The sequence below is a fragment of the Streptomyces sp. NPDC091282 genome (genome assembly GCF_044757385.1).
Lineage (GTDB): Bacteria > Actinomycetota > Actinomycetes > Streptomycetales > Streptomycetaceae > Streptomyces > Streptomyces gramineus.
On sequence record NZ_JBIVUX010000002.1, the window covers coordinates 590814 to 615909 of the forward strand.

At 74.1% G+C, this 25096-nt stretch carries 27 protein-coding genes and 1 tRNA gene; 8 read left to right on the forward strand and 20 right to left on the reverse strand.

The window, feature by feature from the left end; all coding sequences use genetic code 11:
• Positions 1 to 10: 10 nt before the first annotated feature.
• Positions 11 to 784 carry a sulfite exporter TauE/SafE family protein gene (locus tag ACIQOE_RS09755; protein WP_365565487.1) on the reverse strand — a complete coding sequence of 258 codons (774 nt, stop codon included), beginning with the start codon at positions 782 to 784 and terminating at the stop codon, positions 11 to 13.
• 116 nt (positions 785 to 900) lie between these two features.
• Here ACIQOE_RS09755 and ACIQOE_RS09760 point away from each other — a divergent pair, with 116 nt between their 5' ends.
• Entirely contained in the window at positions 901 to 1371 is a 471-nt protein-coding gene (locus ACIQOE_RS09760) for a DNA starvation/stationary phase protection protein (protein ID WP_351314463.1), read from the forward strand.
• A 90-nt stretch (positions 1372 to 1461) separates the two neighbouring features.
• Here ACIQOE_RS09760 and ACIQOE_RS09765 read toward each other — a convergent pair whose 3' ends face one another.
• Positions 1462 to 2394, reverse strand: coding sequence for a LysR family transcriptional regulator (locus tag ACIQOE_RS09765; protein ID WP_365568286.1), 933 nt, complete (start codon positions 2392 to 2394; stop codon positions 1462 to 1464).
• Between the two features lie 71 nt (positions 2395 to 2465).
• Here ACIQOE_RS09765 and ACIQOE_RS09770 point away from each other — a divergent pair, with 71 nt between their 5' ends.
• Positions 2466 to 3365, forward strand: a complete 900-nt coding sequence (locus ACIQOE_RS09770; protein ID WP_401410770.1) for an SDR family NAD(P)-dependent oxidoreductase — start codon at positions 2466 to 2468, stop codon at positions 3363 to 3365.
• Positions 3366 to 3372: 7 nt separating this feature from the next.
• Here ACIQOE_RS09770 and ACIQOE_RS09775 read toward each other — a convergent pair whose 3' ends face one another.
• A complete protein-coding gene (locus ACIQOE_RS09775; protein ID WP_401410772.1) occupies positions 3373 to 4227 on the reverse strand; it encodes a Cof-type HAD-IIB family hydrolase in 855 nt (284 codons plus the stop codon).
• Between the two features lie 208 nt (positions 4228 to 4435).
• Here ACIQOE_RS09775 and ACIQOE_RS09780 point away from each other — a divergent pair, with 208 nt between their 5' ends.
• Genes ACIQOE_RS09780 through ACIQOE_RS09790 form a run of 3 tightly spaced genes read left to right on the forward strand, consistent with a single transcriptional unit; the run spans position 4436 to position 7551 of the window.
• The gene (locus tag ACIQOE_RS09780) at positions 4436 to 5839 is read left to right on the forward strand and encodes a glutamine synthetase (protein WP_401410775.1); all 1404 of its coding nucleotides are present in this window, start codon (positions 4436 to 4438) and stop codon (positions 5837 to 5839) included.
• Positions 5836 to 6981: an amidohydrolase family protein gene (locus ACIQOE_RS09785; protein ID WP_401411558.1), complete on the forward strand. Its 1146-nt coding sequence runs from the start codon at positions 5836 to 5838 to the stop codon at positions 6979 to 6981. Before ACIQOE_RS09780 ends, ACIQOE_RS09785 begins: the two co-directional genes overlap by 4 nt.
• Before the next feature lie 42 nt (positions 6982 to 7023).
• Complete coding sequence (locus tag ACIQOE_RS09790) at positions 7024 to 7551, forward strand: NUDIX hydrolase family protein (protein ID WP_351316004.1); 528 nt, start codon at positions 7024 to 7026, stop codon at positions 7549 to 7551.
• A 181-nt stretch (positions 7552 to 7732) separates the two neighbouring features.
• Here ACIQOE_RS09790 and ACIQOE_RS09795 read toward each other — a convergent pair.
• The 10 genes from ACIQOE_RS09795 to ACIQOE_RS09840 form a co-directional block, all read right to left on the reverse strand.
• A tRNA-Pro gene (locus tag ACIQOE_RS09795) sits at positions 7733 to 7806 on the reverse strand.
• 204 nt (positions 7807 to 8010) lie between these two features.
• Complete coding sequence (locus tag ACIQOE_RS09800) at positions 8011 to 8370, reverse strand: MmcQ/YjbR family DNA-binding protein (protein ID WP_351314481.1); 360 nt, start codon at positions 8368 to 8370, stop codon at positions 8011 to 8013.
• Between the two features lie 30 nt (positions 8371 to 8400).
• A complete protein-coding gene (locus ACIQOE_RS09805; protein ID WP_399013395.1) occupies positions 8401 to 8937 on the reverse strand; it encodes a GNAT family N-acetyltransferase in 537 nt (178 codons plus the stop codon).
• Positions 8934 to 9515: an XRE family transcriptional regulator gene (locus ACIQOE_RS09810; RefSeq protein ID WP_362642777.1), complete on the reverse strand. Its 582-nt coding sequence runs from the start codon at positions 9513 to 9515 to the stop codon at positions 8934 to 8936. The genes ACIQOE_RS09805 and ACIQOE_RS09810 overlap by 4 nt, the downstream gene beginning before the upstream one ends.
• 46 nt (positions 9516 to 9561) lie before the next feature.
• Positions 9562 to 10464 (reverse strand): LysR family transcriptional regulator, encoded by a 903-nt coding sequence (locus tag ACIQOE_RS09815; protein ID WP_363017881.1) that lies wholly within the window; start codon positions 10462 to 10464, stop codon positions 9562 to 9564.
• 31 nt (positions 10465 to 10495) lie between these two features.
• Positions 10496 to 11689 carry a glycine C-acetyltransferase gene (locus tag ACIQOE_RS09820; RefSeq protein ID WP_365557882.1) on the reverse strand — a complete coding sequence of 398 codons (1194 nt, stop codon included), beginning with the start codon at positions 11687 to 11689 and terminating at the stop codon, positions 10496 to 10498.
• A 19-nt stretch (positions 11690 to 11708) separates the two neighbouring features.
• The gene (gene tdh / locus ACIQOE_RS09825; RefSeq protein ID WP_365568300.1) at positions 11709 to 12737 is read right to left on the reverse strand and encodes an L-threonine 3-dehydrogenase; all 1029 of its coding nucleotides are present in this window, start codon (positions 12735 to 12737) and stop codon (positions 11709 to 11711) included.
• Positions 12738 to 12938: 201 nt separating this feature from the next.
• Positions 12939 to 13310: a YybH family protein gene (locus tag ACIQOE_RS09830; RefSeq protein ID WP_401410779.1), complete on the reverse strand. Its 372-nt coding sequence runs from the start codon at positions 13308 to 13310 to the stop codon at positions 12939 to 12941.
• A 49-nt stretch (positions 13311 to 13359) separates the two neighbouring features.
• The gene (locus tag ACIQOE_RS09835) at positions 13360 to 14073 is read right to left on the reverse strand and encodes an SDR family NAD(P)-dependent oxidoreductase (protein WP_401410781.1); all 714 of its coding nucleotides are present in this window, start codon (positions 14071 to 14073) and stop codon (positions 13360 to 13362) included.
• A gap of 129 nt (positions 14074 to 14202) precedes the next feature.
• Positions 14203 to 15132 (reverse strand): LysR family transcriptional regulator, encoded by a 930-nt coding sequence (locus tag ACIQOE_RS09840; RefSeq protein WP_365557372.1) that lies wholly within the window; start codon positions 15130 to 15132, stop codon positions 14203 to 14205.
• A 111-nt stretch (positions 15133 to 15243) separates the two neighbouring features.
• Here ACIQOE_RS09840 and ACIQOE_RS09845 point away from each other — a divergent pair, with 111 nt between their 5' ends.
• Positions 15244 to 15546: a muconolactone Delta-isomerase family protein gene (locus tag ACIQOE_RS09845; protein WP_401410783.1), complete on the forward strand. Its 303-nt coding sequence runs from the start codon at positions 15244 to 15246 to the stop codon at positions 15544 to 15546.
• The gene (locus ACIQOE_RS09850) at positions 15543 to 16769 is read left to right on the forward strand and encodes a YbfB/YjiJ family MFS transporter (protein WP_401410785.1); all 1227 of its coding nucleotides are present in this window, start codon (positions 15543 to 15545) and stop codon (positions 16767 to 16769) included. The genes ACIQOE_RS09845 and ACIQOE_RS09850 overlap by 4 nt, the downstream gene beginning before the upstream one ends.
• Here ACIQOE_RS09850 and ACIQOE_RS09855 read toward each other — a convergent pair.
• The 7 genes from ACIQOE_RS09855 to ACIQOE_RS09885 all read right to left on the reverse strand — a co-directional run bounded on the left by ACIQOE_RS09855 (position 16766) and on the right by ACIQOE_RS09885 (position 23593).
• The gene (locus ACIQOE_RS09855) at positions 16766 to 17374 is read right to left on the reverse strand and encodes a TetR/AcrR family transcriptional regulator (RefSeq protein WP_401410787.1); all 609 of its coding nucleotides are present in this window, start codon (positions 17372 to 17374) and stop codon (positions 16766 to 16768) included. The genes ACIQOE_RS09850 and ACIQOE_RS09855 overlap by 4 nt on opposite strands.
• A 57-nt stretch (positions 17375 to 17431) precedes the next feature.
• The gene (locus tag ACIQOE_RS09860; RefSeq protein WP_351314513.1) at positions 17432 to 18013 is read right to left on the reverse strand and encodes a GAF domain-containing protein; all 582 of its coding nucleotides are present in this window, start codon (positions 18011 to 18013) and stop codon (positions 17432 to 17434) included.
• A gap of 57 nt (positions 18014 to 18070) precedes the next feature.
• Positions 18071 to 18670, reverse strand: a complete 600-nt coding sequence (locus ACIQOE_RS09865) for an ATP/GTP-binding protein (protein WP_351314516.1) — start codon at positions 18668 to 18670, stop codon at positions 18071 to 18073.
• Entirely contained in the window at positions 18648 to 19019 is a 372-nt protein-coding gene (locus tag ACIQOE_RS09870) for a DUF742 domain-containing protein (RefSeq protein WP_351314519.1), read from the reverse strand. The genes ACIQOE_RS09865 and ACIQOE_RS09870 overlap by 23 nt, the downstream gene beginning before the upstream one ends.
• 2 nt (positions 19020 to 19021) lie before the next feature.
• Positions 19022 to 19456 carry a roadblock/LC7 domain-containing protein gene (locus ACIQOE_RS09875; protein WP_351935502.1) on the reverse strand — a complete coding sequence of 145 codons (435 nt, stop codon included), beginning with the start codon at positions 19454 to 19456 and terminating at the stop codon, positions 19022 to 19024.
• A gap of 65 nt (positions 19457 to 19521) precedes the next feature.
• The gene (locus tag ACIQOE_RS09880) at positions 19522 to 21882 is read right to left on the reverse strand and encodes an ATP-binding protein (RefSeq protein ID WP_401410790.1); all 2361 of its coding nucleotides are present in this window, start codon (positions 21880 to 21882) and stop codon (positions 19522 to 19524) included.
• Between the two features lie 478 nt (positions 21883 to 22360).
• Positions 22361 to 23593 carry an MBL fold metallo-hydrolase gene (locus ACIQOE_RS09885; protein ID WP_401410792.1) on the reverse strand — a complete coding sequence of 411 codons (1233 nt, stop codon included), beginning with the start codon at positions 23591 to 23593 and terminating at the stop codon, positions 22361 to 22363.
• Positions 23594 to 23734: 141 nt separating this feature from the next.
• Here ACIQOE_RS09885 and ACIQOE_RS09890 point away from each other — a divergent pair, with 141 nt between their 5' ends.
• Positions 23735 to 24913: a Glu/Leu/Phe/Val dehydrogenase dimerization domain-containing protein gene (locus ACIQOE_RS09890; protein ID WP_401410794.1), complete on the forward strand. Its 1179-nt coding sequence runs from the start codon at positions 23735 to 23737 to the stop codon at positions 24911 to 24913.
• The last annotated feature ends 183 nt before the right edge of the window (positions 24914 to 25096 follow it).

Here is a 25096-nt window from a genome sequence, read left to right on the forward strand (position 1 = left end):
CCCGGACCGGTCAGCGCAGGAGCAGCTGGAGGCCGCCGACGATCGTCGCCGCGATCACCAGCTGCTCGAACAGCCGCTGGTTGATCCGGTCCACCGCCCACTTGCCGATCAGCGCGCCCGGCACCACGAACACCACGAGCGCGGCGTCCAGCAGCAGCGAGTTGCCGTCGATCAGCCCGAGGCCGGCGCTGAAGGGGACCTTGGAGACGTTCACGATCAGGAAGAAGAACGCCGAGGTGCCGAGGAAACCGAGCTTGCGGAAGCCCGCCGACAGCAGGTACATCGACATCACCGGGCCGCCCGCGTTGGCGACCATCGTGGTGAAGCCGCCGAGGACGCCGTAGGACCCCGCCTTCACCCGGCCCGCCCGGGTGGTGACCGCCTCCGGGTCGTCCGGCCGGCCGGCCCCGCGGCGCCGCCACAGGGTGACGCCGGCCATCAGCAGCAGGATCGCGCCGATCGACGTTCCCACGACCCGGTCGTCGGCCCACACCAGGAACAGGGTGCCGATCACCACGCCGGCGGCGACGGCGGGGAACAGCCGCCAGAGCGTGGGCCAGTGGGCGTGCCGGCGGTAGGTGGCGACCGCGAGGACGTCGCCCGCGATCAGGATCGGGAGCAGGACGCCGGTGGAGGCGCGGGCCGGGAGGATCGCGGCGAAGACGGCGAGGCTGACGGTGTTGGCCCCGCTGACGGCGGTCTTGGAGAAGCCGACGAGCAGCGCGGCGAGGGCCAGGGCGGCGAACTCCCAGCCGGATATGTGCCAGAGGGTCATGGTGTTCATGCGGGGACCGATGTTATGTCCGGACAAGCCGTTCCGGTAAGTACCGTCCCGGCGTTTACCGCTGCCCGGTCCGGGCACCCGGTCGGCGATCACCGCACGAGGAAGGAATCGCAGGGATGACCGTGGTGAAGAGCACACTGTCCGAAGGAGCGCTCCGGGTCACCGGGACCGCCCTCCAGGAGACCCTGGTGGATCTGCTGGGGCTGTCCCTGATCGGGAAGCAGGCGCACTGGAACATCGTCGGGCCCCGGTTCCGTTCGGTCCATCTGCAGCTCGACGAGGTGGTCGCCACCGCACGCGCCCACTCGGACACCGTCGCGGAACGCGCCGCCGCGCTGGGCGTCTCCCCGGACGGCCGTCCGGAGACGGTCGCCGCGGCCTTCTCGCTGCCCGGCGCCAAGGACGGCTGGCTGCGGGACGACGAGGTCGTCGACCTGATGGTGCGCACGCTGGAGGCGGCGGCCGGAAGGCTGCGGGAGCGGATCGCCGCGACCGCCGAGCCCGATCCGGTCACCCAGGACCTGCTGATCTCGATCACCGCGGACCTGGAGAAGCAGCGCTGGATGTTCGCGGCCGAGAACAGCTGAGCACCGGGACGTCCGAACCGGCGGGACCGGCGGGACTCCCGGGTACGGCGTGAGAGGGGCGGGGAGGTCCGGACCGGACCTCCCCGCCCCTCATGTCGCCGAGTGCGGTGCCTCCGTGTCGAGCGCCGCCGTCCGCAGGGCCGCCGCCACGCGCGCGACCGCCCGCGTCGGCGGGTGGGGCAGCCGGGCCAGCAGCTGGCGCCGCTGTTCCTGGGGCCCGCCGCGCACCGGCAGGATCCTGACGCCCGGCGGCGCGGCGGCGGCGAGGGCGGCCGGCACGGTGGTCAGCCCGCAGCCGGCCGCGACCAGGTGGAGTTTGGCCAGCCAGTCCCGGACGGTGTGGACGATCTCCGGCCGCTCGTCGAGGCCGGGCCACACCCCCATCAGCCGGTCCTCGCCCGCCGAGGGACCGGCGATCCAGCGCTGTCCGCGCAGGTCGTCCACGTCCACGAAGTCCCGGCGCGCCAGCGGGTGGGCGGCCGGCACCGCGAGGCACAGGGCGCGTTCGCCGAGGGTCCGCAGCGCCAGCGGCGGTGACTCGGTGTCCGGCGCCCGGAACGGCGGTGCCGAGGCGAGCAGCGCGAGGTCGAGGCTGCCGGCGCGCAGCGCGCGGACCAGCGCCGGGGTGGTGCCCTCCCGGCCGACGACCACCAGCCCCGGATCGCTCCGGCGCAGCGCGGCCAGGGCCCGGGGCACCAGCACGGCGCCCGCGGTCGGGAACCAGCCCAGCCGCACCGGCCCGGTCCCCTCCGGCAGGCCCGAGAGTTCCCGTGCCGTCGCCTCGATCTCGTCGAGGACGACCGTCGCGCGCCGCATGACGACCCGGCCGGCCGCGGTGAGCCGTACCCCGTCGCGCCGCCGCTCCAGGAGTTCGGCGCCGGCCGCGCGCTCGATCGCGGCGATCTGCCGGGACACCGCGGACTGGGTGTAGCCCAGCGAGGCGGCGGCCGCGGTGAAGGTTCCCTGTTCGGCCACGGCGCGGAAGACGCGCAGCGCGGTCAGTGACACATCGGTGAAGTCCATGACGTTCACGCATGCTAGCCGTGCCGAACTCTCGTTGGACTCATGGACACGGGGTTCCTAGCGTTGCGGGCATGAACGCATCCCCGACAGCCCCGCGCATCGCCCTCGTCACGGGCGCCAACCAAGGACTCGGCCGCGCCCTCGTCGAGGGCCTCGCCGCCCGTCTGAACCCGGCCGATCTCGTCCTGCTCACCGGCCGCGACCCGCGGCGGGTCACGGAGGCCGCCGCCGAGGTCGCCGGACTGCCCGGCACCCGGGCCCGTGTCGAGGGCCGGGTCCTGGACGTCACCGACACCGACGCCATCGCCCGCCTCGCGGGCGAACTCCGGGCCCGCCACGGCGGAGTGGACGTCGTCGTCTCCAACGCGGTCGCCCGCGTGCTGCCCGACGAGTCGCAGGCCGAGCGGGCCGACGAGTTCATCGACGTCTCCAACACCGCCACCCACGCGATCCTGCGCTCCTTCGGCCCGGTGCTGCGTCCGGGCGGGCGGCTGCTGGTCGTCGCCAGCTCGCTCGGCACGCTCGGTCACCTCGACCCGCGGCTGCACCACCTGTTCGACGGCGCCACCCTCGACCAGGTCGAGAACGCCGTGGAGTCCTGGCGCGGCGCCGTCCACCGGCACACCGCCGCCGAGGCCGGCTGGCCCGTGTGGCTGAACGTGCCCTCGAAGGTGGCCCAGGTCGCCGCCGTCCGCGCCGTCGCCGCCGAACGCCGTGCCCGGGACCTGGCCTCCGGCACCCTGGTCGCCTCGGTCTGCCCCGGCATGGTCGACACCGCCACCTCCCGCCCCTGGTTCAGCGACTACAGCCGGGCCCAGTCCCCCGCCGACGCCGCCCGCGCCGTCCTCGACCTGGTCTTCGCCGACCGCGTCGACCCCGCTCTGCACGGCGAGCTGATCCGGTTCGGCAAGCCCCTGCCCTGGCACGACGGCACGCCCCCGGTGGAGCAGGACCGCCTGGTCAGGCCGTGAGGACGGTTCACAGGCCCAGGATCCGTGCGACGGTGCGCAGCACGCCGTCGTCGTTGTTGGACGGGGCGAGGTGGCGGGCCCGGGAGATGACGTCCGGGTGGGCGTTGGCCATGGCGAACGACCAGTCGGCGGCGTCCAGCATCTCCAGGTCGTTCAGGTAGTCGCCGAAGACCATCGTCTGGGCGGGCGTGATGCCCAGCTCGCGCTGGAGGCCGCGCAGGGCGGTGCCCTTGTTCGCGGTGCGGTTCATCACGTCGACCCAGTGCTCGCCGGAGACCACGACCTGGTGGGTGGCGGCGAAACGGGCGAGAGCCGGGGCGGTGGTGCGCTCGGCCGGGCCGAAGTCGAAGAGCGCGACCTTGATCACGTCGTCGTCGACGGCGGTGAGGTCGTCGACGACCCGGTGCTCGACGTAGTAGCGGCGGACCTCGGCGAGGAAGGCCTCGTCGGTGCGCTCCACGTACGCGGACCGCTTGCCGCAGACCACCGCGCCGACGTCGACGCCGTCGGCGACCAGCCGCCGCACGGTCCGGGCGAGGTCGCCCGCGACGGCCTGGTCCAGCACGTCCGAGCTGAGCTCGACGCCGTCGCGCACCACGTACGTGCCGTTCTCCGCGATGAACACCATGCCGTCGGCGACGTCGGCGAACTGCCGGGCCAGGGTGGCGTACTGGCGGCCGCTCGCCGGGCTGAACAGCACTCCGCGGCGGCGCAGCTCGGCCAGCATCGGCCAGAGTCTCGCGGGGATGCGCTTCTCGTCGTCGAGGAGGGTGCCGTCCATGTCGGTGACGACGAGGCGGATGTCGGCGGAGCCGGCCGCGGGGCCGGTCGTGGTGAGGAGGGAGGCGGGCGAGGCGGGCATGTCCTGCTTCCGGTGGGAGACGGCATTCGCACACCAGTGTCCCGCACCCGGCCGACGGGACCGGAAACGGCGGTGGGGTCCGCGGTGGCCGCCCGGTCACCGGCGGACGGCACACCCCCGCGAGCCGCGCCGGTAGCGCGGTTCGGCGCGGTCGCCGTGAAAGCCTGACCAGGACGTGTGCACCCGAGCCCGTCGAGGAGGATGTCGAATGCCGTCCCTTGTCGACCCCGTGCCCGGCGGGCGCCCCGGCGACCTCGCCCGCGCGCATGCCCTCGCCCATGAGCTGTCCGCCCAGGGGGTCCGTGCGATCGTGCTGGCCTACGTGGACACCGCCGGGATCTGCCGGGTCAAGACGGTCCCCTGGCAGCGGCTCCAGCAGGCGGTGGCGTGGGGCGTCGGCATGTCCCCGGTGTTCGACACCTTCCTGGCCGACGACACGGTCGTCCGCACCGACGTCCTCGGCTCGCCCGACGGCGACCTGCGCCTCTACCCGGACCTGGACCGGCTGGTGGTGCTCGCCGCGCAGCCCGGATGGGCCTGGGCACCGGTCGACCGGATCACCCAGGAGGGCGACCGGCATCCCGGGTGCAGCCGCACCTTCCTGCGCCGGACGGTCGCCGAGGCCGAGGACCGGCTCGGCCTCACCTTCAAGGCGGGCGTCGAGATCGAGTGGGCGCTCGGCCGGGCCGCCGCCCCGGCCGACGAGTTCGCCCCGGCGACCCAGGGCCCGGCCTACGGCGCCGCCCGCCAGATCGAGCTGAGCGACTACGCGGCCGACCTGCTCGCGGCCCTGGACGCGCAGCGGGTGCAGGTGGCCCAGTTCCACCCGGAGTACGCCCCGGGCCAGTTCGAGCTGTCCACCGGAGCGCTGGATCCGGTGGCGGCGGCCGACCAGAGCGTGCTGGTGCGCCAGACCGTCCGCGCGGTCTCCCAGCGGCACGGCCTGCGGGCCTCCTTCTCGCCCGCCGTCACCGAGCGGGGCGTCGGCAACGGCGGCCACCTCCATCTCTCCGCGTGGCGCGACGGGGTCAACCTGCACGCCGGCGGCGACGGCCGGTACGGGATGACGGCCGAGGCGGAGTCCTTCGTCGCCGGGATCCTGACCCACCTGCCGGCGCTGCTGGCGGTGACCGCGCCGAGCCCGGCCAGCTACCTGCGGCTGCGGCCCTCCCGGTGGGCGGGGGCGTTCACGGCCTGGGGACATGAGGCCCGGGAGGCCGGCGTCCGGGTCGTCACCGGGACGACCGGCCACCAGAGCCGGGAAGCCAACCTGGAGGTCAAACCCGTCGACCTGGCCGCCAACCCGTATCTCGCCCTCGGCTCGGTGATCGCCGCGGGACTGGACGGGCTCACCTCGGCCGCGCCGCTTCCCGAGGAGGTCGCCGACGACCCGGCCCGGCTGATCCCGGACGAGGCGGTCGCCCGGGGCGTACGACGGCTGCCGACCTCGCTGGTGCAGGCCGTCGACGCGTTCCGGGAGGACAAGGTGGTGTGCGCGGCCCTCGGTCCGGTCCTCGCCGACGCGGTGGTGGCCGTGCGCGAGGGCGAGACGGCGGCGGTCGCCGGGCACGACGAGGCCGGGGTGGCGGCGGCCTACCGCTGGAAGTACTGATGGCGGGAACGGTCCGGGAGGCGGTCGACGCGCTGCCGCTCGTCGACCACCACTGCCACGGCGCGGTCACCGCCGACCTCGGTCCGGCCCGGTTCGAGGCGCTGCTGACCGAGGGCGCGGCCTGGCCGGGCGTGTCGCCGTTCGACAGCCCGGTCGGAGTGGCCGTACGGCGGCACTGCGCGCCGCTGCTGGACCTGGAGCGGCACGCGCCCGCCGCCGCGTACCTGGCGCGCCGCGCGGAACTGGGCTGGCAGGAGGTCAACCGGCGGTTCCTGCGGGCCGCGCACGTGGAGACGTTCTGCGTGGACACCGGCTACGCGCCGCACCCGGTGACCTCGCCCGCCGGTCTCGCGGCCGCGGCCGGTGCCGACGCCCGTGAGGTGGTCCGGCTGGAGAGCGTCGCCGAGGCCGTGGCCGGGCGGGGCGTCGACGCCGGCGGGTACGCGTCCGCGTTCCGGGCGGCGGCCGAGGAGGCGGTACGGCGGCCCGGTGTCGTCGCCGTCAAGTCGGTGGCGGCCTACCGGACCGGTTTCGGCCTGGATCCGGCACGGCCGACGTACGCGGAGGTGACCCGGGCGGCCGCGCTGTGGTTCGCGCGGGGCGGCCGGCTCACCGACCCGGTGCTCGTGCGTCACCTGCTGTGGACGGCGGTCGCCCTCGAACTGCCGCTCCAACTCCACGCCGGTTTCGGCGACTCGGACCTGCGGCTGCACCAGGCGGACCCGGCGCTGCTCACGGACTGGCTGCGGCTGACCGCCGGCAGCGTCCCGGTGCTGCTGCTGCACTGCTGGCCCTACCAGCGCCAAGCCGCCTATCTCGCCACGGTGTTCGAGCACGTGCACCTCGATGTCGGGCTCGCGCTGCACTACGTGGGACCGGGCCGGGCGGGCGCGGTGCTGGCGGAGGCGATGGAGATCACCCCGTTCCGCAAGCTGCTGTACAGCTCGGACGCTTATGGTGTGGCTGAGTTCCACCATCTCGGTGCGCTGTCCTTCCGGCGGGGACTGGCCGGAGTGCTCCAGGAGCGGGTGGACGCAGACGAACTGAGCCACACCGACGCAGTGAGGATCGCCGCCTGGACAGGACGCGACAACGCCCGTCGCCTCTACGGACTCCCCGTATCGGACCCCGGCCACGACTGAGCGCGTGCCCCACCCGGAAAGTATGATCAATCAATGTCTGACATGACCGAAACCACGCCCGGTTGGCTGTCCTCCGACGAGCTGGAGATGGCTCGCGCCCGCATGCCGATCCTGTACGTGGAGGCCGTGCCCGTACGGGTGGACGACAGCGGTGAAGTCACCAGCATCGGCCTGCTGCTCCGCATCGGCCCGGACGGAACGGTCAGCCGGACCCTCGTCTCCGGCCGTGTCCTGCACCACGAGCGGGTCCGTGACGCCCTGTTGCGCCACCTGGAGAAGGACCTCGGCCCGGTGGCGCTGCCCCGGGTACCGGCCTCCCTGCAGCCGTTCACGGTGGCGGAGTACTTCCCGACGCTGGGGGTCACGCCGTACCACGACCCCCGTCAGCACGCGGTGTCGCTGGCGTACATCGTGCCGGTGACCGGAGACTGCCGGCCCCGCCAGGACGCCCTGGACCTGGTGTGGTTCAGCCCTCAGGATGCGGTCTCCGCGGCCGTGCAGAGCGAGATGCCCGGCGGCCACGGCGTGCTGCTGAAGCAGGCCCTCGCGCATGTGGGCTGCGTGGGCTGACGGCCCGCGCGGGGGCGGCTGCCGCGACCGCGGCGTCCGCCGCCGGGCCCACCGGGCCCGGCCCGCACCCCGCCGGTCACGGCACCCGAGCGACCCGGCGCGGTGCCGTGACCGGCTCGCCGCGCGGCGCACGCGAAAAAGGGCCCTCACAGGCTCTCGCCTGCGACGACCCTTCGCACCGTCGGGACGACAGGATTTGAACCTGCGACCCCTTGACCCCCAGTCAAGTGCGCTACCAAGCTGCGCCACGTCCCGGTGCCGTCTGACCTGGGATTTCCCCGGTCGAAACGCGCAAGGAAACAATACCGCACTCGGGCAGGTGGTCGCGCACGGCTTTTGTCCGGGCACGGCGCCGGTCCGGCGCGGCCCGGTCCGGCGCGGCCCGGTCCGGCGCGGCCCGGTCCGGCGCGGCCCGGTCCGGCGCGGGAGCCGCGGCCGTACGCGCCGGTGCCGCCGTACTCAGTCCCCGGCCGGGCGGCCGACCCTCGGATGGGCGTCCAGGAGCCGGGGCGGGGCCGCCTGGCGCCAGGAGTCGGCGAGGATGTCGCGCAGCTCGGCCTCGTCCTCCAGGGCGGCGAGCCGTACCCGGACCCAGGCGAACTGCGCCTCGTGACCGGCGATCCAGAACTTGCCCGGCTCGGCGAGTACGAGTTCGTCGCGCTCCTCCTTGGGGCAGCGCACGGCGATGGACGTCTCGTCCTCGGGCAGCGTGGCGAACATCTTCCCGGCGACCCGGAACGTGGGCATGTTCCAGGCGGTCTTCTCGCTGGTGTCCGGCAGGGACAGCGCGATGCGGCGTACGTCTTCGGCTTGCGGCATGTCCGGCACCGTAACCGCCGGCACTGACAGTCAGCCGGTGCCCGCCCCGACGTGCTTGTAGTAGAGGGTCGTCGGCCGCAGCACCCCGCCGGGGTCGGCCGCGTAGTCGGGGATGGTCCCCGCGCGGGTCCAGCCGGCCGACCGGTAGAGGTGTTCGGCGGGGCTGTCCGTCTCGGTGTCGAGGTGGAGCAGGGTGATGCCGGCGTCGGCCGCCGCCGCTTCGGCCACGGTCAGCAGCCGCCTCCCCAGGCCCCGGCCGCGGGCCTCGCGGTGGACCATCAGCTTCACCAGTTCGGCGCGGTGCCGGCTGTTCGGCTTGCCGGGGAAGGCGAAGGCCAGGCTCACCGTGCCGACGACCCGGCCGGCGCCGTCCAGCGCGGCCCACACGGCGAGCCGCCCGTCGGCCACCGCGTCCGCCCGCCCCCGCCACCAGGCCGCCGCCTGCTCCGGACCGAGCGGCGCGAGGAAGCCGACGGAGGCGCCGCCGTTCACCGTGTCGGCCAGCAGCGCGGCCAACTCCCCCGCCCGCTCGGCCAGTCCGTCCGCCCCCAGGCGCACCGCCGTCACGGCCGCACCACCGCGAGGACGTAGCGTGCCGCCCGCGGCCCGGCGCACCGGAACCGGGTCGGCCCCCACACCCGCAGCCGCAGGCAGTCGCCGGTCTCCAGCAGGTGTTCGGTGTCCTGCGCGGTCACCGCGAGGCTCCCGTCGAGCACCCACAGGTGCTGCTCCAGGCCGGGCACCGGCGGGCGGTCGTAGGAGATGTCCGCGCCCGCCGCGAGCCGGCCCTCCACCAGCTCGCCGCGGAGCGAGCCGTGCGGGGGCGAGACGGACCGGCGGACGAAACCGGCGGCGCGGTCCTCCCAGACCTGCTGTTCGGCGGCGCGCAGCACCGGCACGGGCGCCGTCTCGACCTCGCTGAGCAGCTGGGACATGGTCCGCCCGTAGACGTTGCAGAGCCGGTTGAGGAGGGCCGCGGTGGGACTGGTCTCGGCCCGCTCGGCGCGGGACAGGGTCGACTTGCTCACTCCGCTGCGCTCCGCCAGCTCGCCCAGGGACCAGCCGTGTGCGGCGCGCAGTTCGGCCAGGCGGGCGCCGAGCCGGGCGTCGACGGGATCCGGGGAGACCGCTTCTTCTCGTTTCACATCCGGGACGGTATCCCGCACATGAAACACGCGGATGAACGAACGCTCACAGCCGTGCCGCTTCGCCCAGCGCCTCCAGTACCGGGCTGATCAGCGGATGCCCCTCCGCCCCGCGCCGTACGGCGGCGAAGACGCGGCGGGTCGGGGCGACGCCGTCGACCGGGCGGACGACGACGCCGGTCAGGTCCATGCCGCGCAGGGCCGAGCGGGGGACGAGGGCCACGCCCGCGTCGGCCGCGGCCAGCGCCACCACGGCCCGGAAGTCGTCGGAGGAGTGTTCCAGGCGGGGCTGGAACCCGGCGCTCTCGCAGGCCAGGACCACCACGTCATGGCAGGGGTTGCCGGGGTACGGGCTGATCCAGGGGTCCTTGGCCAGGTCGGCGAGGGGGACCTCGGCGGCCCCGGCCAGGCGGTGGTGGAGCGGGACGACCGCGTCGAAGGGCTCGGCGTACAGGGAGACGTGGGTGAGCCGGGGGTCGTCGGCGGAGGGAGCGCCCCGGTACTCGACCGCCACCGCGACGTCGACCTGCCGGTCCAGGACCATCGGCAGGCTGGCGTCGCCCTCGGCGTCCTGGACGCGCATGCGTATGCCCGGCGCGGTCCGGGCGAGGCGGGCCACGGCCGGGGCCACCACCTGCGCGATGCCGGTGGCGAAGGCGGCGACGGTGACCGTCCCTGCGTCGCCCGAGCCGTACGCGGCCAGCTCCGCCTCGGCCCGCTCCAGCTGGGCGAGGACGGCGTTGGTGTGGCCGAGCAGGATCTCGCCGGCCGGGGTGAGCCGTACGCCCTTGGCGCTGCGCTCGACCAGGCGGTGGCCGGTCTCCTGCTCCAGGGCCGCCAGCTGCTGCGAGACGGCCGACGGGGTCAGATGGAGCGCGGCGGCCGCCGCCGTCACGGTGCGGTGGTCGGCCACCGCACGGAGGATGTGGAGCCGCCGCGCCTCGATCATGGTGTTGATTATTGCAATATGTCCCGCGTGCTCAGTCCGCGAGCGCCGCCCGGGCCGCGACGAAGGCGTCCACCGCGCGGTTGACGTCGTCCGTCGAGTGGGCCGCGGACAGCTGCACCCGGATCCTGGCCCGGTCCTGCGGCACCACCGGGTACGAGAAGCCGATCACGTACACGCCCCGCTCCAGCAGCAGCTCGGCCATCCGGCCGGCCACGGCGGCGTCGCCGATCATCACCGGGGCGATGGCGTGGTCGCCGGGCAGGACGTCGAAGCCCTCCTCAGTCATCCGGCGGCGGAAGAGCGCGGTGTTCTCGGTGAGCCGGACCCGCAGGTCGTCCGCGGACTCCAGCAGGTCGAGGACCTTCAGCGAGGCCGCCGCGATCACCGGGGCGAGGGTGTTGGAGAACAGGTAGGGACGGGAGCGCTGGCGCAGCAGGGCGACGATCTCGGCGCGGGCCGCGACATAGCCGCCGGACGCGCCGCCGAGGGCCTTGCCGAGCGTGCCGGTGATGATGTCGACCCGGTCCATGACGCCGTGCAGCTCGGGCGTGCCGCGGCCGGACGGGCCGACGAAGCCGACGGCGTGCGAGTCGTCGACCATGACCATCGCGTCGTAGCGCTCGGCGAGGTCGCAGATCTCCCGGAGCGGGGCCACGTAGCCGTCCATGGAGAACACGCCGTCGGTGACCACCAGCCTGCGCCGGGCGCCCTGCGCCTCCTTCAGCTGCCGCTCCAGGTCGGCGAGGTCCCGGTTGGCGTAGCGGAAGCGGCGGGCCTTGGAGAGGCGGATGCCGTCGATGATCGAGGCGTGGTTGAGGGCGTCGGAGATCACCGCGTCCTCCTCGCCGAGCAGGGTCTCGAAGACTCCGCCGTTGGCGTCGAAGCAGGAGGAGTAGAGGATCGTGTCCTCCTGGCCGAGGAACGCCGACAGGCGCGCCTCCAGCTCCTTGTGGACCTCCTGGGTGCCGCAGATGAAGCGGACGGAGGCCATGCCGTAGCCCCAGCGGTCCAGGGCCTCGTGGGCGGCGGCGATCACCTCGGGGTGGTCGGCGAGGCCGAGGTAGTTGTTGGCGCAGAAGTTGAGGACCTCGCCGGGGCGGCCGCCCGCGGTCACCTCGACGGTCGCGGACTGCGGGGTGCCGATGACCCGCTCGGGCTTGTGCAGGCCGGCGGCGCGGATCTCGTCGAGGGTGGCGCGCAGGTCGTCGCGCACGGAGTCGAACATCATCAGTCCTTGGTTGTCGTCAGAGGGTCCAGTCGAGGATGACCTTGCCGCCGCGCCCGCTGGCGGCGTCGGCGAAGGCCGCCTCGAAGTCGCGGTACCCGTAGCGGCCGGTGATCACCGGAGCGAGGTCGAGTCCGCCCTCCAGGAGCACCGACATGGCGTACCAGGTCTCGAACATCTCGCGGCCGTAGATGCCCTTGATGGTGATCATCGAGGTGACGACCCTCGCCCAGTCGACGGAGAAGTCCTGGGCGGGCAGGCCGAGCATGGCGATACGGCCGCCGTGCGTCATGTTGGCGATCATGTCCTGGAGCGCCTCGGCGCGGCCGGACATCTCCAGGCCGATGTCGAAGCCCTCGCGCAGCCCCAGCTCCCGCTGGCCGTCGGCGATCTCGGCCCGCGACACGTTCAGGGCCAGGCTCACGCCGATCTTGCGGGCGAGGTCGAGGCGCTCCTCGCTGACGTCGGTGATCACGACGTGCCGGGCGCCCGCGTGCCGGGCCACGGCGGCGGCCATGAGACCGATCGGCCCCGCGCCGGTGATCAGGACGTCCTCGCCGACCAGCGGGAAGGACAGCGCCGTGTGGACGGCGTTGCCGAACGGGTCGAAGATCGCGGCCACGTCGAGGTCGACGGGGACGCGGTGCACCCAGACGTTGGAGGCGGGCAGCGCGACGTACTCGGCGAACGCGCCGTCGCGGCCGACGCCGAGACCGACGGTGGCACGGCACAGGTGGCGGCGGCCCGCCAGGCAGTTGCGGCACTTGCCGCAGACCAGGTGGCCCTCGCCGCTGACCAGGTCACCGGCCTTGATGTCGGCGACGTCGCGGCCGGTCCCGACGACCTCGCCGACGAACTCGTGCCCGAGCACCAAAGGCGTGGTGATCGCCTGCTGGGCCCAGCCGTCCCAGGCCCGGATGTGCAGGTCGGTGCCGCAGATGCCGGTGCGCAGCACCTTGATCAGTACGTCACCCGGCCCGACCGTGGGCTCCGGCACGTCCGCGAGCCACAGTCCGGGCTCCGCCTTCTCCTTGACCAGCGCCTTCAACGCTACGGCTCCTGTGCGTGAGGTCCCGGCCAGGGGCACGCCGAGGCGTGCCCCTGGCCGGGGAGGGGGGTGGAATCTCACAGCAATCTGCCGTATCCGGGCGCCCGGGTCCATCGAGGTTTTCTTAACCGCCGCCACAGCTCCACTTCACGCCCGCCCGGCGCGGGGCGCCGGCACCCGCGCGGGCCCGTGGCGGGACGCTCAGCCGAGCCGGGAGACCTGGTAGTGGCCGATGTACCAGTCGTCGCCCTCGCGGGTGGCGAGGACCGAGAGCTTCACGTCCAGCGGGGGCCGGTCCGTGAAGGAGAACTCGACTGCCAGGTAACCGAGAACGACGCCGTCCGCGGGCCGCCTGGTCTCCAGGACGCGGTAGCGGGCCGTCATGCCGAGCGGCTGGGAGGCGTAGTACGCGGTGACGGCCTGCCGTCCGACGCCGTACGGACGCAGTCCCTGGAAGACGGCGTCCTCGGTGAACTGGGCGGCGACGCGCTCCGGTTGGTGGGCGTCGACCGCCGCCTGCCACCGGTCGAGCACCCCGGCCAGGATCGCCGTGTCATCCGTCGTGGTGGTCATGTCCGCTCCTCACTGTGCGATATGACGTGCCGTCAGTTGCGGATCCCGGTCAGTGGCCGGCGCTCATGCCGCCGTCGACGTGCAGGATCTCGCCGGTGACGAACGGCGCGTTCTCCAGGAAGAGCACCGCGTCGACGATGTCGCCGACTTCACCCATCCGGCCCACCGGGTGCAGTGCGGCGAGGAAGTCGTGGGTCTCCGCCGGGTGCATAGGGGTCTTGATGGTGCCGGGCGACACCGCGTTCACCCGGATGCCGCGGCCGGCGTACTCGATCGCCAGGGACTTGGTCGCGGACTGCAGACCGCCCTTGGTCAGCGAGGCGAGGACGGAGGGGACCCGGGAGTCCGCGCTGTCGACCAGGCTGGTGGTGACGCTGACGACGTGGCCGCCGCCCTGGGCGAGGAGGTGCGGCAGGGCCTGCTGGGTGAGGTGGAAGAAGCCGTCCGTGTTGATGCCGGTCACGGCCGCGTAGTCGGCCGCCGTGTACTCGGTGAAGGGCTTCGCCACGAAGATGCCCGCGTTGTTGACCACGGTGTCGAGGCGGCCGAACCGCTCGACGGCGGCGGCCACGACCCGCTCGGCGGTGGCCGGATCGGCGATGTCGCCCCGCACGGTCAGCACGCCGGCGTCGTCGCCGGGCCCGATGCCGCGCGAGGTGGCGACGACGGCGTACCCGAGCTTGCGGTACCCCTGGACGAGGGCGGCTCCGATGCCCTGCGAGGCGCCGCTGACGATGGCGACCTTCTGGTTCTCGACGCTCATGACGACCTTCTTCCGGGTGGATGACCGGTACTAGGCGACCGGTCGACTATTCGGAAGGTAGGGGGCGCTGCACCGGAGGTGCCAGGACTGCTTTCCTCCGTGCTGGGAGGGACAGGCTCCCAGGCCCGCTCAGGCGGGGAGCGCGTACGGGTCGCCGGCCGGCAGCCAGGCGTCCGCGGCGTGGATGCCGAGGTCGCCGACCCCGTCGCACAGGGCGTCGACCACGGCAAGGACTCCGGCCCGGTCCTCGCTCTCGCGCCGGACCAGGGACCAGGTCCAGTAGACCTTCGGCGCCACGATCTCCCGGCGGACCAGGTCGGGCGGGAGTGCGGCGGTCTGGCCCTTCGGCGAATTGACGACCGGGCGGGTGCAGCGGCGGACGTGGTCGAAGAAGGCGGGCCCGGTGACGGCGCCGTCGGAGATGCGCACGGCGCGGGCGCCGACTGCCCGCGTCAGCTCCTCGGCGTACCCGTTCCAGGAGGCCCAGGAGGTGGTGTCGTCGTCGATGAGGACGTCGGTCTCGCGGGCCGGCACGTCACCGGTGTGGCTCCCCTTGGCCACGGCGTACAGCCGGTCGGCGCCGAGCAGCCGGGCCCGCAGTCCGAGCCGTCCGAGGTCGTCGGCGGGCACCCGGCAGACGGCCAGGTCCAGGCTGCCGTCGGCGACCCTGGCGGCCTGGGTGTGGGAGGGGGCGACCCAGGCGTCCAGGTGCAGCCGTGCCACCGCCGCCGTCCGCGACATCAGGTCCGGGGGAAGCCAGTTGACGTATCCGAGCCGTACCGGCTGCGAACCCGACAGGAGGCCCGCGCGGCGCTCCAGGTCCTCGGCCCGCTCCAGCAGGACCCGGGTGTGCGGCAGCAGGGCGGCGCCGGCCGGGGTGAGCGAGACCGAGCGGCGGTCCCGGTCGAACAGCCGCACGCCCAGGTCCCGTTCGAGGGCCTTGATCTGCTGCGAGAGCGAGGGGCCCGCGATCAGCAGCCGCTCGGCGGCCCGCCCGAAGTTCAGTTCCTCGGCGACCGCGACGAAGTACCGCAGCTGGCGCAGTTCCACGGGCGCCATGCTACGCGCGGTGGGAGGCCGGGCCTCCCAGCAGCGAGGCAGCCGGTCGTGGCAGCGCGGTCCCGGACGGGAGCACGATGGAAACACCGCCGAGAGCACAAGAAGCGCACCGTGCGAGAGTTCCTGGTCGAGATCACCACCGCCGTTCCCGAGGGCACGGGCCAGGAGGAGGTCGACCGGCGGCGGGCCGCGGAGGCCGTCCGCGCGGGCGAACTGGCGGCGGCCGGCCACCTGGTCCGCCTGTGGCGCCCGGTGGGCGAGTTGCGCAGCATCGGCGTCTGGCGCGCCGCCGACGAGGCGGAACTCCACGAGAAGGTCCTCGGCACCCTGCCGCTGCGCCCCTGGATGACGCCGACCGTCACTCCGCTGGAGTCCCACCCGAACGACCCGGGCCGGATCGACGCCGCCCGATGACCCCCACGTCTGCCTGGGCCCATGTCGCCAGGGCCGGTGCGGCGCTCGCCGCGGGCATGGGCGTCGGCCGATTCGTCTACACGCCGATCCTGCCCCTCATGCAGGCCCGGGCGGGCCTGTCCGCGGCCGCCGGAGCGCACCTGGCCACCGCCAACTACGCCGGCTACCTCCTCGGCGCGCTCGCCGGCACCCTGGCCCCGGCGCTGGTGCGGTCCCGTGCCGTGCTGCGCGGATCACTGCTCCTGCTGACCGCCTCGCTCGCCGCGATGCCGCTCACCCGCAGCACGGTTCTGTGGGCGCTGCTGCGACTGCTGGCCGGGGCGGCCAGCGCGCTGGTGTTCGTCGTGGCGGCCGCCGCGCTGCTGCACCATCTGCGGGAACACCCGGCGCACCTGCCCGGCTGGTCCTTCGGCGGGGTGGGCGCCGGCATCGCGCTGTCCGGGCTGCTGGTGCCGGCCCTGCGGCCGGTCGCCGACTGGCGGGCCGCCTGGTGGGCCGCCGCCGCGCTCGCCGGAGTGCTGACGGCGGCCTCCTGGAACCTGCGGCCCGAGGACGCGCCGCCGGCCGGACCGGTGCCGGGGCGCCCGGCGACCGCCCGGACCCACCGCTGGTTCGGCGCCCTGTTCGTCAGCTACTTCCTGGAGGGCATCGGCTACATCGTCGCCGGCACCTTCCTGGTCGCGGCCATCGACCAGGCCTCCCCCGGGTGGGTCGGCAGCGGCGCGTGGGTGCTGGTGGGGCTGGCCGCCGTGCCGTCCGCGGCGCTGTGGGCCCGGCTCGGGCGCAGGTGGTCCCGGCCGGGTCTGCTGCTCACCGCGCTGGTGGTCCAGGCGGCCGGGATCGCCCTGCCCGCGGTGACCGGGAGCACGGCCGCCGCCCTCGGCTCGGCGGTGCTGTTCGGCGCGACGTTCCTGGGCGTCAGCACCCTGGCCCTGGCCACCGGGGCGCACCTGCGCTTCCCGCGCTCCGTCGCCCTGCTGACCGCCGGGTACTCCGTGGGACAGATCCTGGGCCCGCTGGCCGTCGCCCCGCTGCTGCGGCAGGGCTATCACCAGGCCCTGCTGCTGGCCGCCGCGGTGGTCGTCGCGGCGGCCGTGGCCGCGGCGGTGCTGCGGATCGGCTTCCCGCACCACCTGGATCCGGAGCACACGCAGCCGCCGCGACGGCCGCAGCCGGCCGGGGCCACGGGTCCTCGGGGCACCCGTGGCCAGGACGCCGCCTAGGCCAGGGTCGTCGCCGTCGCGCCGAGCAGTGCCCGGCAGTTCTGCCAGAGCGGGCCGAGTCGTCCGGTGTCGTTGTACAGCTTGGCGAACATCACCTGTCCCTCCAGCTGGGCCACCACCGCACGCGCCGCCTCCCGCGGGTCGGTGACGGCGGCCTCGCCGCGCTCCCGGGCCTCGGCGACGACGGACTCCACCATGCCGACCTGCGCGTCGAAGATCTCCTGGAGCCGCCCGCGGACCGCCTCGGTCTGGTTGCTGAGCTCCAGGGTGAGGTTCCCGAACAGGCAGCCCGACACCGTGCCGCAGCCCTCCTGGGCGGCGCGCTGACCGGCCTCCGTCTCCTCGAACAGCTGCCGCAGCCGCCCAAGCGGCTCCGCCTCGCCGGTCAGGACACGCGTCCACGCACGCTTCTGGGCCTCCCAGTGCTCGTCGACGACGGCGAGCGCGAGGGCCTCCTTGGACGCGAAGAAGTAGTAGAAGCTGCCCTTCGGCACCCCGGCCGCCGCACAGATCTCGGCCACTCCGAGCGCCGAGTAGCCGCGCTCCTCGATCAGCGAGCGGGCGGCGTCGAGGATCTTGCGCTTGGCCTCACTCGTCCGTCCCATACCACCAGCGTACGGAGGTACTAGACCGGTCGGCTAAGGTGCGGGCCGTTCCCGTGGTCACAGCAGCGGCAGCCCGTCCGCCTCGCGTCGCTCGATGCGGGCCACCAGCTCCGCCGCCGACGACTTGATGGTCTCCAGACCCGAGCGGCCCCAGGGCCGCGGCGCCACGTCGAGCACGCACACCGTGCCGAGCGCCGTCCCGGTGCTGTCGATGAGCGGGGCACCGAGGTAGGAACGGACGCCGAACTCGTCGACGACCGGGTTGCCCGCGAACCGCGGGTAGTCGCTGACGTCCTCCAGGACCAGCGCCTTGCGCCGGACCACCACATGGGGGCAGAACCCGTGGTCGCGGCCCAGTTCGCGGCCCAGCACCGGCGTCGTGCCGTCGGGCCTCACCACCGGCGGCGGCACGGCCGGCAGGTGCAGTCCCGCGAAGAACTGCCGGTTCTCGCCGACGAAGTTGACCATGGCGTACGGCGCCCCGGTGACCTCGGCGAGCCGGTCCGCGTAGGCGTCCAGGTCCGGGTCACGGCGGTCGCCGAGGCCCAGCTGGCCCAGGCGCCGGACGCGCACGGGCGCCTCCTTGTCCTCCGGCGTGAGCAGCAGCCGGCCGGCCGGGCGCGCGGGGTCGTACCTCATGGGCGGGCTCCGCCGCCGTGGACGTGGGTCATACAGGGGCTCCGAGGGGTGTGGGGTTCACATGTGGGCGCCGTGGCTCGGCGCGGAGACCGGGGCGTGGGCGATGAGATGGCGGACCAGGGTGAGCAGGGTCTGGACGCCCGAGCTGGAGATCCGGGCGTCGCAGCGCACGACCGGGACCTCGGGATCCAGGTCGATGGCGGCGCGCACCTCTTCGGGGTCGTAGCGGTAGGAGCCGTCGAACTCGTTGACGGCGACGATGAAGCCGAGGCCGCGTTCCTCGAAGAAGTCGACGGCCGCGAAGCAGTCCTCCAGGCGGCGGGTGTCGGCGAGGATGACCGCGCCGAGCGCGCCCGCGGACAGCTCGTCCCACATGAACCAGAACCGTTCCTGACCCGGCGTGCCGAACAGGTAGAGCACGTGTTCGGCGTCCAGGGTGATGCGGCCGAAGTCCATGGCCACGGTCGTCTCGACCTTGTTCTCGATGCCTTCGAGACTGTCGGTCGCGGCGCTCACCGTGGTGAGGAGTTCCTCCGTGGACAGCGGCGCGATCTCGCTGACCGCGCCCACGAAGGTGGTCTTGCCGGCCCCGAACCCACCGGCCACCAGGATCTTCAGCGCGGTGGGGAAGGGGTCACAGCTGTCGTCGTAGTCCATCGAGCACTGCCTCCAGAAGAGACCGGTCAGTGGGGTTGTGGTGGAAGGCGGGGGGCTTGGCGGTGAGCGCCCCGCAGTCGACGAGGTCGGAGAGCAGCACCTTGGTGACCACGGCGGGGAGCTTAAGGTGCGCGGCGATCTCGGCGACCGAGACGGGGGCGCGGCACAGGTCCAGGGCCTGTGCGTGCTCGGGGCCGAGGTAGCCGAGCGGGGTGGCTCCGGTGGCCATCACCTGCGACATCAGGTCGAAGGCGATGCTGGGCTCGGTGCGGCCGTTGCTGACCGTGAACGGGCGCACCAGGCGTCCGGCCGCGTCGTCCAGCCACGGCCCGTCGCCGGCTGCCGCCACCCTCAAGGCCTCATCGCCGTGGGTTCGACGGGATGCTGCCGGGGCGCGGTGACGAGGTAGGGGCGGACGCTCTTGACCAGCATCGCCATCTCGTAGCCGAGGACGGCGGCGTCGGCCTCGCGGCCGGCCAGCACGGCGAGGCAGGTGCCGGATCCGGCGGTGGTGACGAACAGCAGCGTCGAGTCGAGTTCCACGACGACCTGCCGGACGTCCCCGCCGTCGCCGAAGCGGACGCCCGCGCTGCGGCCGAGCGAGTACAGACCGGAGGCGAGCGCGGCCATGTGGTCGGCGCTGTCGGGGTCGAGACCGTGGACGGACTTCACCAGTCCGTCGCAGGACAGGAGCACCGCGCTGGTGGTGTGGGGTACGCGCTGGACGAGGCCGCTCATCAGCCAGTCGAGGTCGGATACCTGGGCGGTCGGCGCATCGCTCGCCATGGTGGATCGACTCCTTGGGGTACGAAGGTCTGAGGGAGCGGTGGGGGTCGTGGTGGGGGTGCTGGTCATCCGGCCGGTGCGCTCCCGTCGGGCCGGGCGTCCAGGTCGGAGGTGTGCAGCGGGCGCAGGATCGGGGCGTGCGCCGGGGCCGGGGACACGGCCGGAGGGTCGGCCGGGGCCGCTCCGTGCGCGGGACCGGTGTGTGCCGGGCCCGGCCGGACCGAGGCCAGGTGGCCCCGGGCCGAGTAACCGGACGCGGCGGCCTCCGTGTGCGGGACGTCGGTGTACGGGAGGTCCGTGTGCGGGAGGTCCGTGTGCGCGGCGCCCGTGTGCGAGAGGTCCATGTGCACGCCGTCCGCGTGGGTGGCGTGGGACGCGCTGCTCGCCACGTCCTCGGCGTGCGCACCGAATGCCGTGACGCCGGACACGGGGTCGAGACCCGTGCCGGGAACGCCCGTGCCGGGAACACCCCTGTCCGCGACGCCCGTGTCGGCGGCGCCCGTCGCGGTGACACCGTCGCCGGTCGCGCCCGTGCCGGGACCGCCCAGGCCGGGGACGCCCATGCCGTTCGGCCCGGTGGGGTGGGCCTCTCCGCGCGGTCCGTGCACGGGCCCCGCGGCGGCCGGCGGCTCCGGCTGGGCCGCCTCCAGGTGCTGCTGGGCCTCCGCTAGGCCGATGCCGCGCTGGAAGGCGGCCATCAGACCGGGGTCGTGGCCGACCGTCGCCTCGGTGTCCTGGCGGGGTGCCGGGCCGCCGCGGAGCTGGGGGACGATGTGCTCCTGGGCGCGGCGGCGCGGGAGTTGGGGCTTGCCCATCGTGCCGCGCACCGTTCCGACGCGCGGGACGGGCAGGGCACCGGCGTGCTCGGCGACCGCGGACCGGTCCTCGGGCCGGATGCCCGGCAGTGCCTCGGCGGGGTTGGACCGGGCCTGGCGGGTGCCGCGCACCGGCAGCGGCGCCGGGGCGCCCCCGGGCTGCGCGTGCCGGCGCCGCCCGCCGACGGCGGGTGCGGCCGGTCCCGGCTGCGGCGCGGGCCGGCGGTCCGAGGGCGGGCCGCCCGGTGCGGCCGCCGGGCGGCCACCGGGGCCGGTGGCCGCCGGGGCGGCCGGGCCCGTGCCCCCGTGCCCGGCGTCGGACGGCCCCGTGCCGCCGTCGGCTCCGGGCAGGGCGTCGACGGCTCCGGTGTCGCGTGGCTGCGGTACCGCTCCCGTGGCTCCCGGTGCCGTGCCCAGCAGGCTCTGCGGGACGACGAGGACGGCCTGGACACCGCCGTAGATGTTGCTCTGGAGCCGGACGTGGATGCCGTGGCGGCGGGCGAGCTGGGAGACCACGAAGAGGCCGATGCGGCCGTCGGCCAGCAGGCTGCCGACGTTGACCTGGTCGGGGTCGGCGAGCAGGGCGTTCATCGCGGACTGTTCGCCGACCGGCATGCCCAGGCCCCGGTCCTCGACCTCGACGGCGAGGCCGGAGGTGACGAGGTTGGCGCGGAGCAGCACCTGGGTGTGCGGGGCGGAGAACACCGTGGCGTTCTCGACGAGTTCGGCGAGCAGGTGGATCACGTCGGCGACGGCATGCCCGCGCAGTTCGCCGTCGATCGGCGGGACGAGTTTGACCCGGGAGTACTGCTCGACCTCGGCGATGGCGGAGCGCAGCACCTCGGTCATGGAGACGGGGTTGCTCCACTGCCGCCGGGACACGGCGCCGCCGAGCACGGCGAGGTTCTCGGCGTGCCGCCGGATGCGGGTGGCCAGATGGTCGACGTGGAAGAGGCCCTTGAGGAGGTCGGGGTCCTCGATCTCGTTCTCCAGCTCGTCGAGGATCGAGATCTCCCGGTGCACCAGGGACTGGAGCCGCCGGGCCAGGTTGACGAAGACCTCCAGTTTCTGTTCGCTGCCGGTCTGGCTGGAGAGCTGGGCCGCCTGCACGACGGCGGTGACGGCGCCGTCGTGCGCGCGGGACAGGTCGGCGGCGAGCAGTTCGAAGTCGTCGGCGTCCGCGGGCGGTCCGCCGCGCGTCCTGCGCGGGGCCGGGGTCTCACCGCGGCGCAGCGCCTCGACGAGGGCGAGCAGATCGGCCTCGCCGCGGGCGGTGCTGCGGCGCAGCGTCTCGACGCGGTCGCTGACCGAGCGGGCGGCGCGGCCCGCGGCCACGGCGGCGATCACGATGCCGGCGGCCGTCACCGAGACCGCTCCGGTCAGCACGGCCAGCAGGGTGAGGCTGGGCGGGGCCCCGGTGGAGCGCACGGTGAACAGGACGGCCGCACAGCCGCTGAGCGCCACCGCGACCGGCGGCAGCACGGCGAGGCGCATCAGCTGAGGCCGTATGCAGGTCTCGGGCAGCGCGGGAACGGGTCGGGCGACCGGACGTCCGTGCCGGCCGCCCTCACGGCGGTCGGCGCGGGCGGCCGGTGCGCGGAGGTGAGACATCTGCGTCCTCGTACTGGTCCGTCGGGCCTGGATCACTCGCGCAGGACACGCGAGCCGGGCATGCGCCATAGCGGTGCCGGCCGAGGGGACCGCAAAAGTATTCGGCCCCGCGTCGCCCGACGGACACTCACAGTAGTCGCCAACGCATCAGGTGCGGTGGGCAGTTGACAAAGTCCCCCGGCGACGGTCCCGCTCTGGTATGAGCCGTCGCACGAAGGACCGAAAAGGTTTCTCGAAACCTCACCCCTGAATGACCAACACCCGATCCGACCTGCTCAGAATCGGTCAGGTGCGGAGACCGCGGTACGGCGTGCCCACCCCGCCGCCTCTCCCCCGAGCCCGCGGCCCGCACCTCCCGGACGGGCCCGCCGGTATGGCCGGACGGCCCGCCACCGCCCCGCCGTCACCCCACCATCACCCCGCAGAACATCACCTACGGTGACCGCCTCCCGCGCGGTCACCGGCCCCGCCGACGGGCTCACTTCACGAGATCGTCCGCGTCCGGCGCCACCGCTTCGCCGGCCGCATCGTCGCCGGCCGCCGCGGAGTCCCGCTGCCCGGCCTCGCTCCGCGGCGGCACGGTGGTGCGCCAGGGCCGGGCGAGCGGCGCCGACACCTCACGCCACCACGGCTCCACGGGCACCGTGCCGGACGGTTCGAAGGGCTCGCCGGGCCGGGGCAGGGCCACCGCCTGCCCGGCGCCGTCGCCGGCGTCCTTGGTCCACTCCCCCGGTTCGGCCCAGGCGTGCGGGGCGAGGTTGAACGTGCCCCAGTGGATCGGCAGCAGCACGCCGTGCGGACCGCCGCCCTGGAGGTCGAGGTGGGCGCGCATGCCCTCCGCGGGCGTCATGTGTATGTCGGGCCAGAACTCGCTGTACGCGCCGATCTGGATCATCGTCACGTCGAAGGGCCCGTGGTCGGCGCCGATGTCCTTGAAACCGTCGAAGTAACCGGTGTCACCGCTGTGGTAGATCCGGTGCCGGTCGCCCGCGACGACCCAGGACGCCCACAGGGTGTGCTGGGTGTTGCGCAGCCCGCGGCCGCAGAAGTGACGGGCGGGGGTCGCCGTCAGGGTGAGGCCGCCGACCTCGGTCGCCTCGTGCCAGTCCAGCTCGCGCAGCCGGTCGGCCGGGACGCCCCAGTGTTCGAGGTGCGCACCGACCCCGAGCGGCACCGCGAAGAGGGTGTCCGTGCCGGCCAGCGCCTTGATCGTGGGCAGGTCGAGGTGGTCGTAGTGGTCGTGCGAGATCACCACGACGTCGACCGGGCCGAGCGCGGCCAGCGGCAGCGGCGCCGGGTGCAGCCGCTTGGGCCCGGCGAACGGGAACGGCGAGCAGCGCTCGCCCCACACGGGGTCGAAGAGGACGCGGTGCCCGTCGATCTCCGCGAGCACGCTGGAGTGCCCCATCCAGGTCACCCGCAGCCCGCTCGCGGCGGGCCTGGCCAGGTCGGCGAGAGTGGTGGCGTGCACCGGGACGGTGCCCCGGGGAGCGCGGCGGGCGCGCTGCTCCTTCTCGAAGTAGGTCTTGGCGAATTCGAGCATCGAGCCCGAGGGCCGGGTGCGCGCGGTACCGCCCGGGTTCTGGAAGACGCCGTCCTTGAAGTGCGGTGAGCCCTGGATGCGGGCCATGCGCTCACCACCGGGTTCCACGCCGAAGGCGGCGGGCCGCGGCACGCGGAGCCCGGGGCTCAGGGAACGCGGACGGGTCACGGTACCTCCAGTGGTGTGGCCGGGGTCCTCCATTATGGTCGGCGCCTCGGGTGGTCGGCGTTGACACCCTGCCACCCAGCTTCGGATACTGAACAACTGTTCAGTAACACCGTCTCCTTCGCGAACCTCCCGGGAGCCACTATGGCCGCTCCACTGATGTCTCTCGTCTGGACCGACCACGTCACCGGCCGGCAGGGCTTCCTGGTCGTCGACCGGCTGGTGCGGGGCGTGGCCAGCGGCGGCCTGCGGATGCGGCCGGGCTGCACCCTGGAGGAGGTCACCGGCCTGGCGCGCGGCATGACGATGAAGGAGGCCCTGCACTACGACCCCGCGGGCCGTTACGTCCCGCTGGGCGGCGCCAAGGGCGGCATCGACTGCGATCCGCAGGACCCCGGGGCGTACGCCCTGCTGGTCCGCTACCTGCGCGCCATGCGGCCGCACGTGGAGAACTTCTGGACCACCGGCGAGGACCTCGGCCTGACCCAGGACCTGGTGGACCGGGCGGCGGCCGAGGCGGGCCTGGTCTCCTCGATCCAGGCCGTGTATCCGCTGCTGGACGACGAGGCGGCGGCCCGGCGGCGGCTGGCGGACGCGTTCGCCATCGAGGTGGACGGGATCGGTCTGGACGAACTGGTCGGGGGCTGCGGGGTCGCCGAGTCGGCGCTGGCGGCCCTGGACCGGGCCGGGGTGCCGTACCCGGGGACGCGGGTCGCGGTGCAGGGGCTGGGCACGATGGGCGGGGCCACGGCGCGTTTCCTCTCGCGCGCGGGGCTGTCCGTGGTGGCCGTCGCGGACGTCAAGGGCACGATCGCGAACCCGTCGGGGCTGGACGTCGAGGCGCTGCTGCGCGCGCGGGACGCCTACGGCACCGTCGACCGTTCGGTGCTGCGGCCGGGCGATCTCGAACTGCCCGGTGACGCGTGGCTGTCCGCCGACGCGGAGGTGCTGGTGCCCGCGGCGGTGTCGTACGCCGTCGACACGGGCAACGAGCACCTGGTCACCGCCCGCTGGATCGTGGAGGCGGCCAACATGCCCGTCCTGCCGGAGGCGGAGGAGCGGCTCGCGGCGCGCGGGGTGACCGTGCTGCCGGACGTGGTGGTCAACTCGGGCACGAACGCGTGGTGGTGGTGGACCCTCTTCGGCGACATCGGCGCGGACGCGGACGCGGCGTTCGCGCACACCCGCCGCTCGATGCGGGCCCTGGTGGAGCTGATGCTGGACCGCGCGGAGTCCGACGGCACGACCCCGCGCGCCGCGGCCCACGCCCTGGTGGCCGACCGCCTGCCGGTGATCGCGCAGCGGTTCGGCTGGTACCGGTGAGCGGCCGCGGCTAGGGCGTGTTGCGAAAGTCCCGCCTGCCGCGCGACGCCATGCACGCACTCTCGCCGCACCGGGCGAAAGCCCGAGTACGCCCAGTACGAGGGCTTCCGCCCGGCACGCCGAGAGCACGCACCTGACGCCGCGCGGCCCGCCCTCCGGGCGAACGACGGGACTTTCGCAACA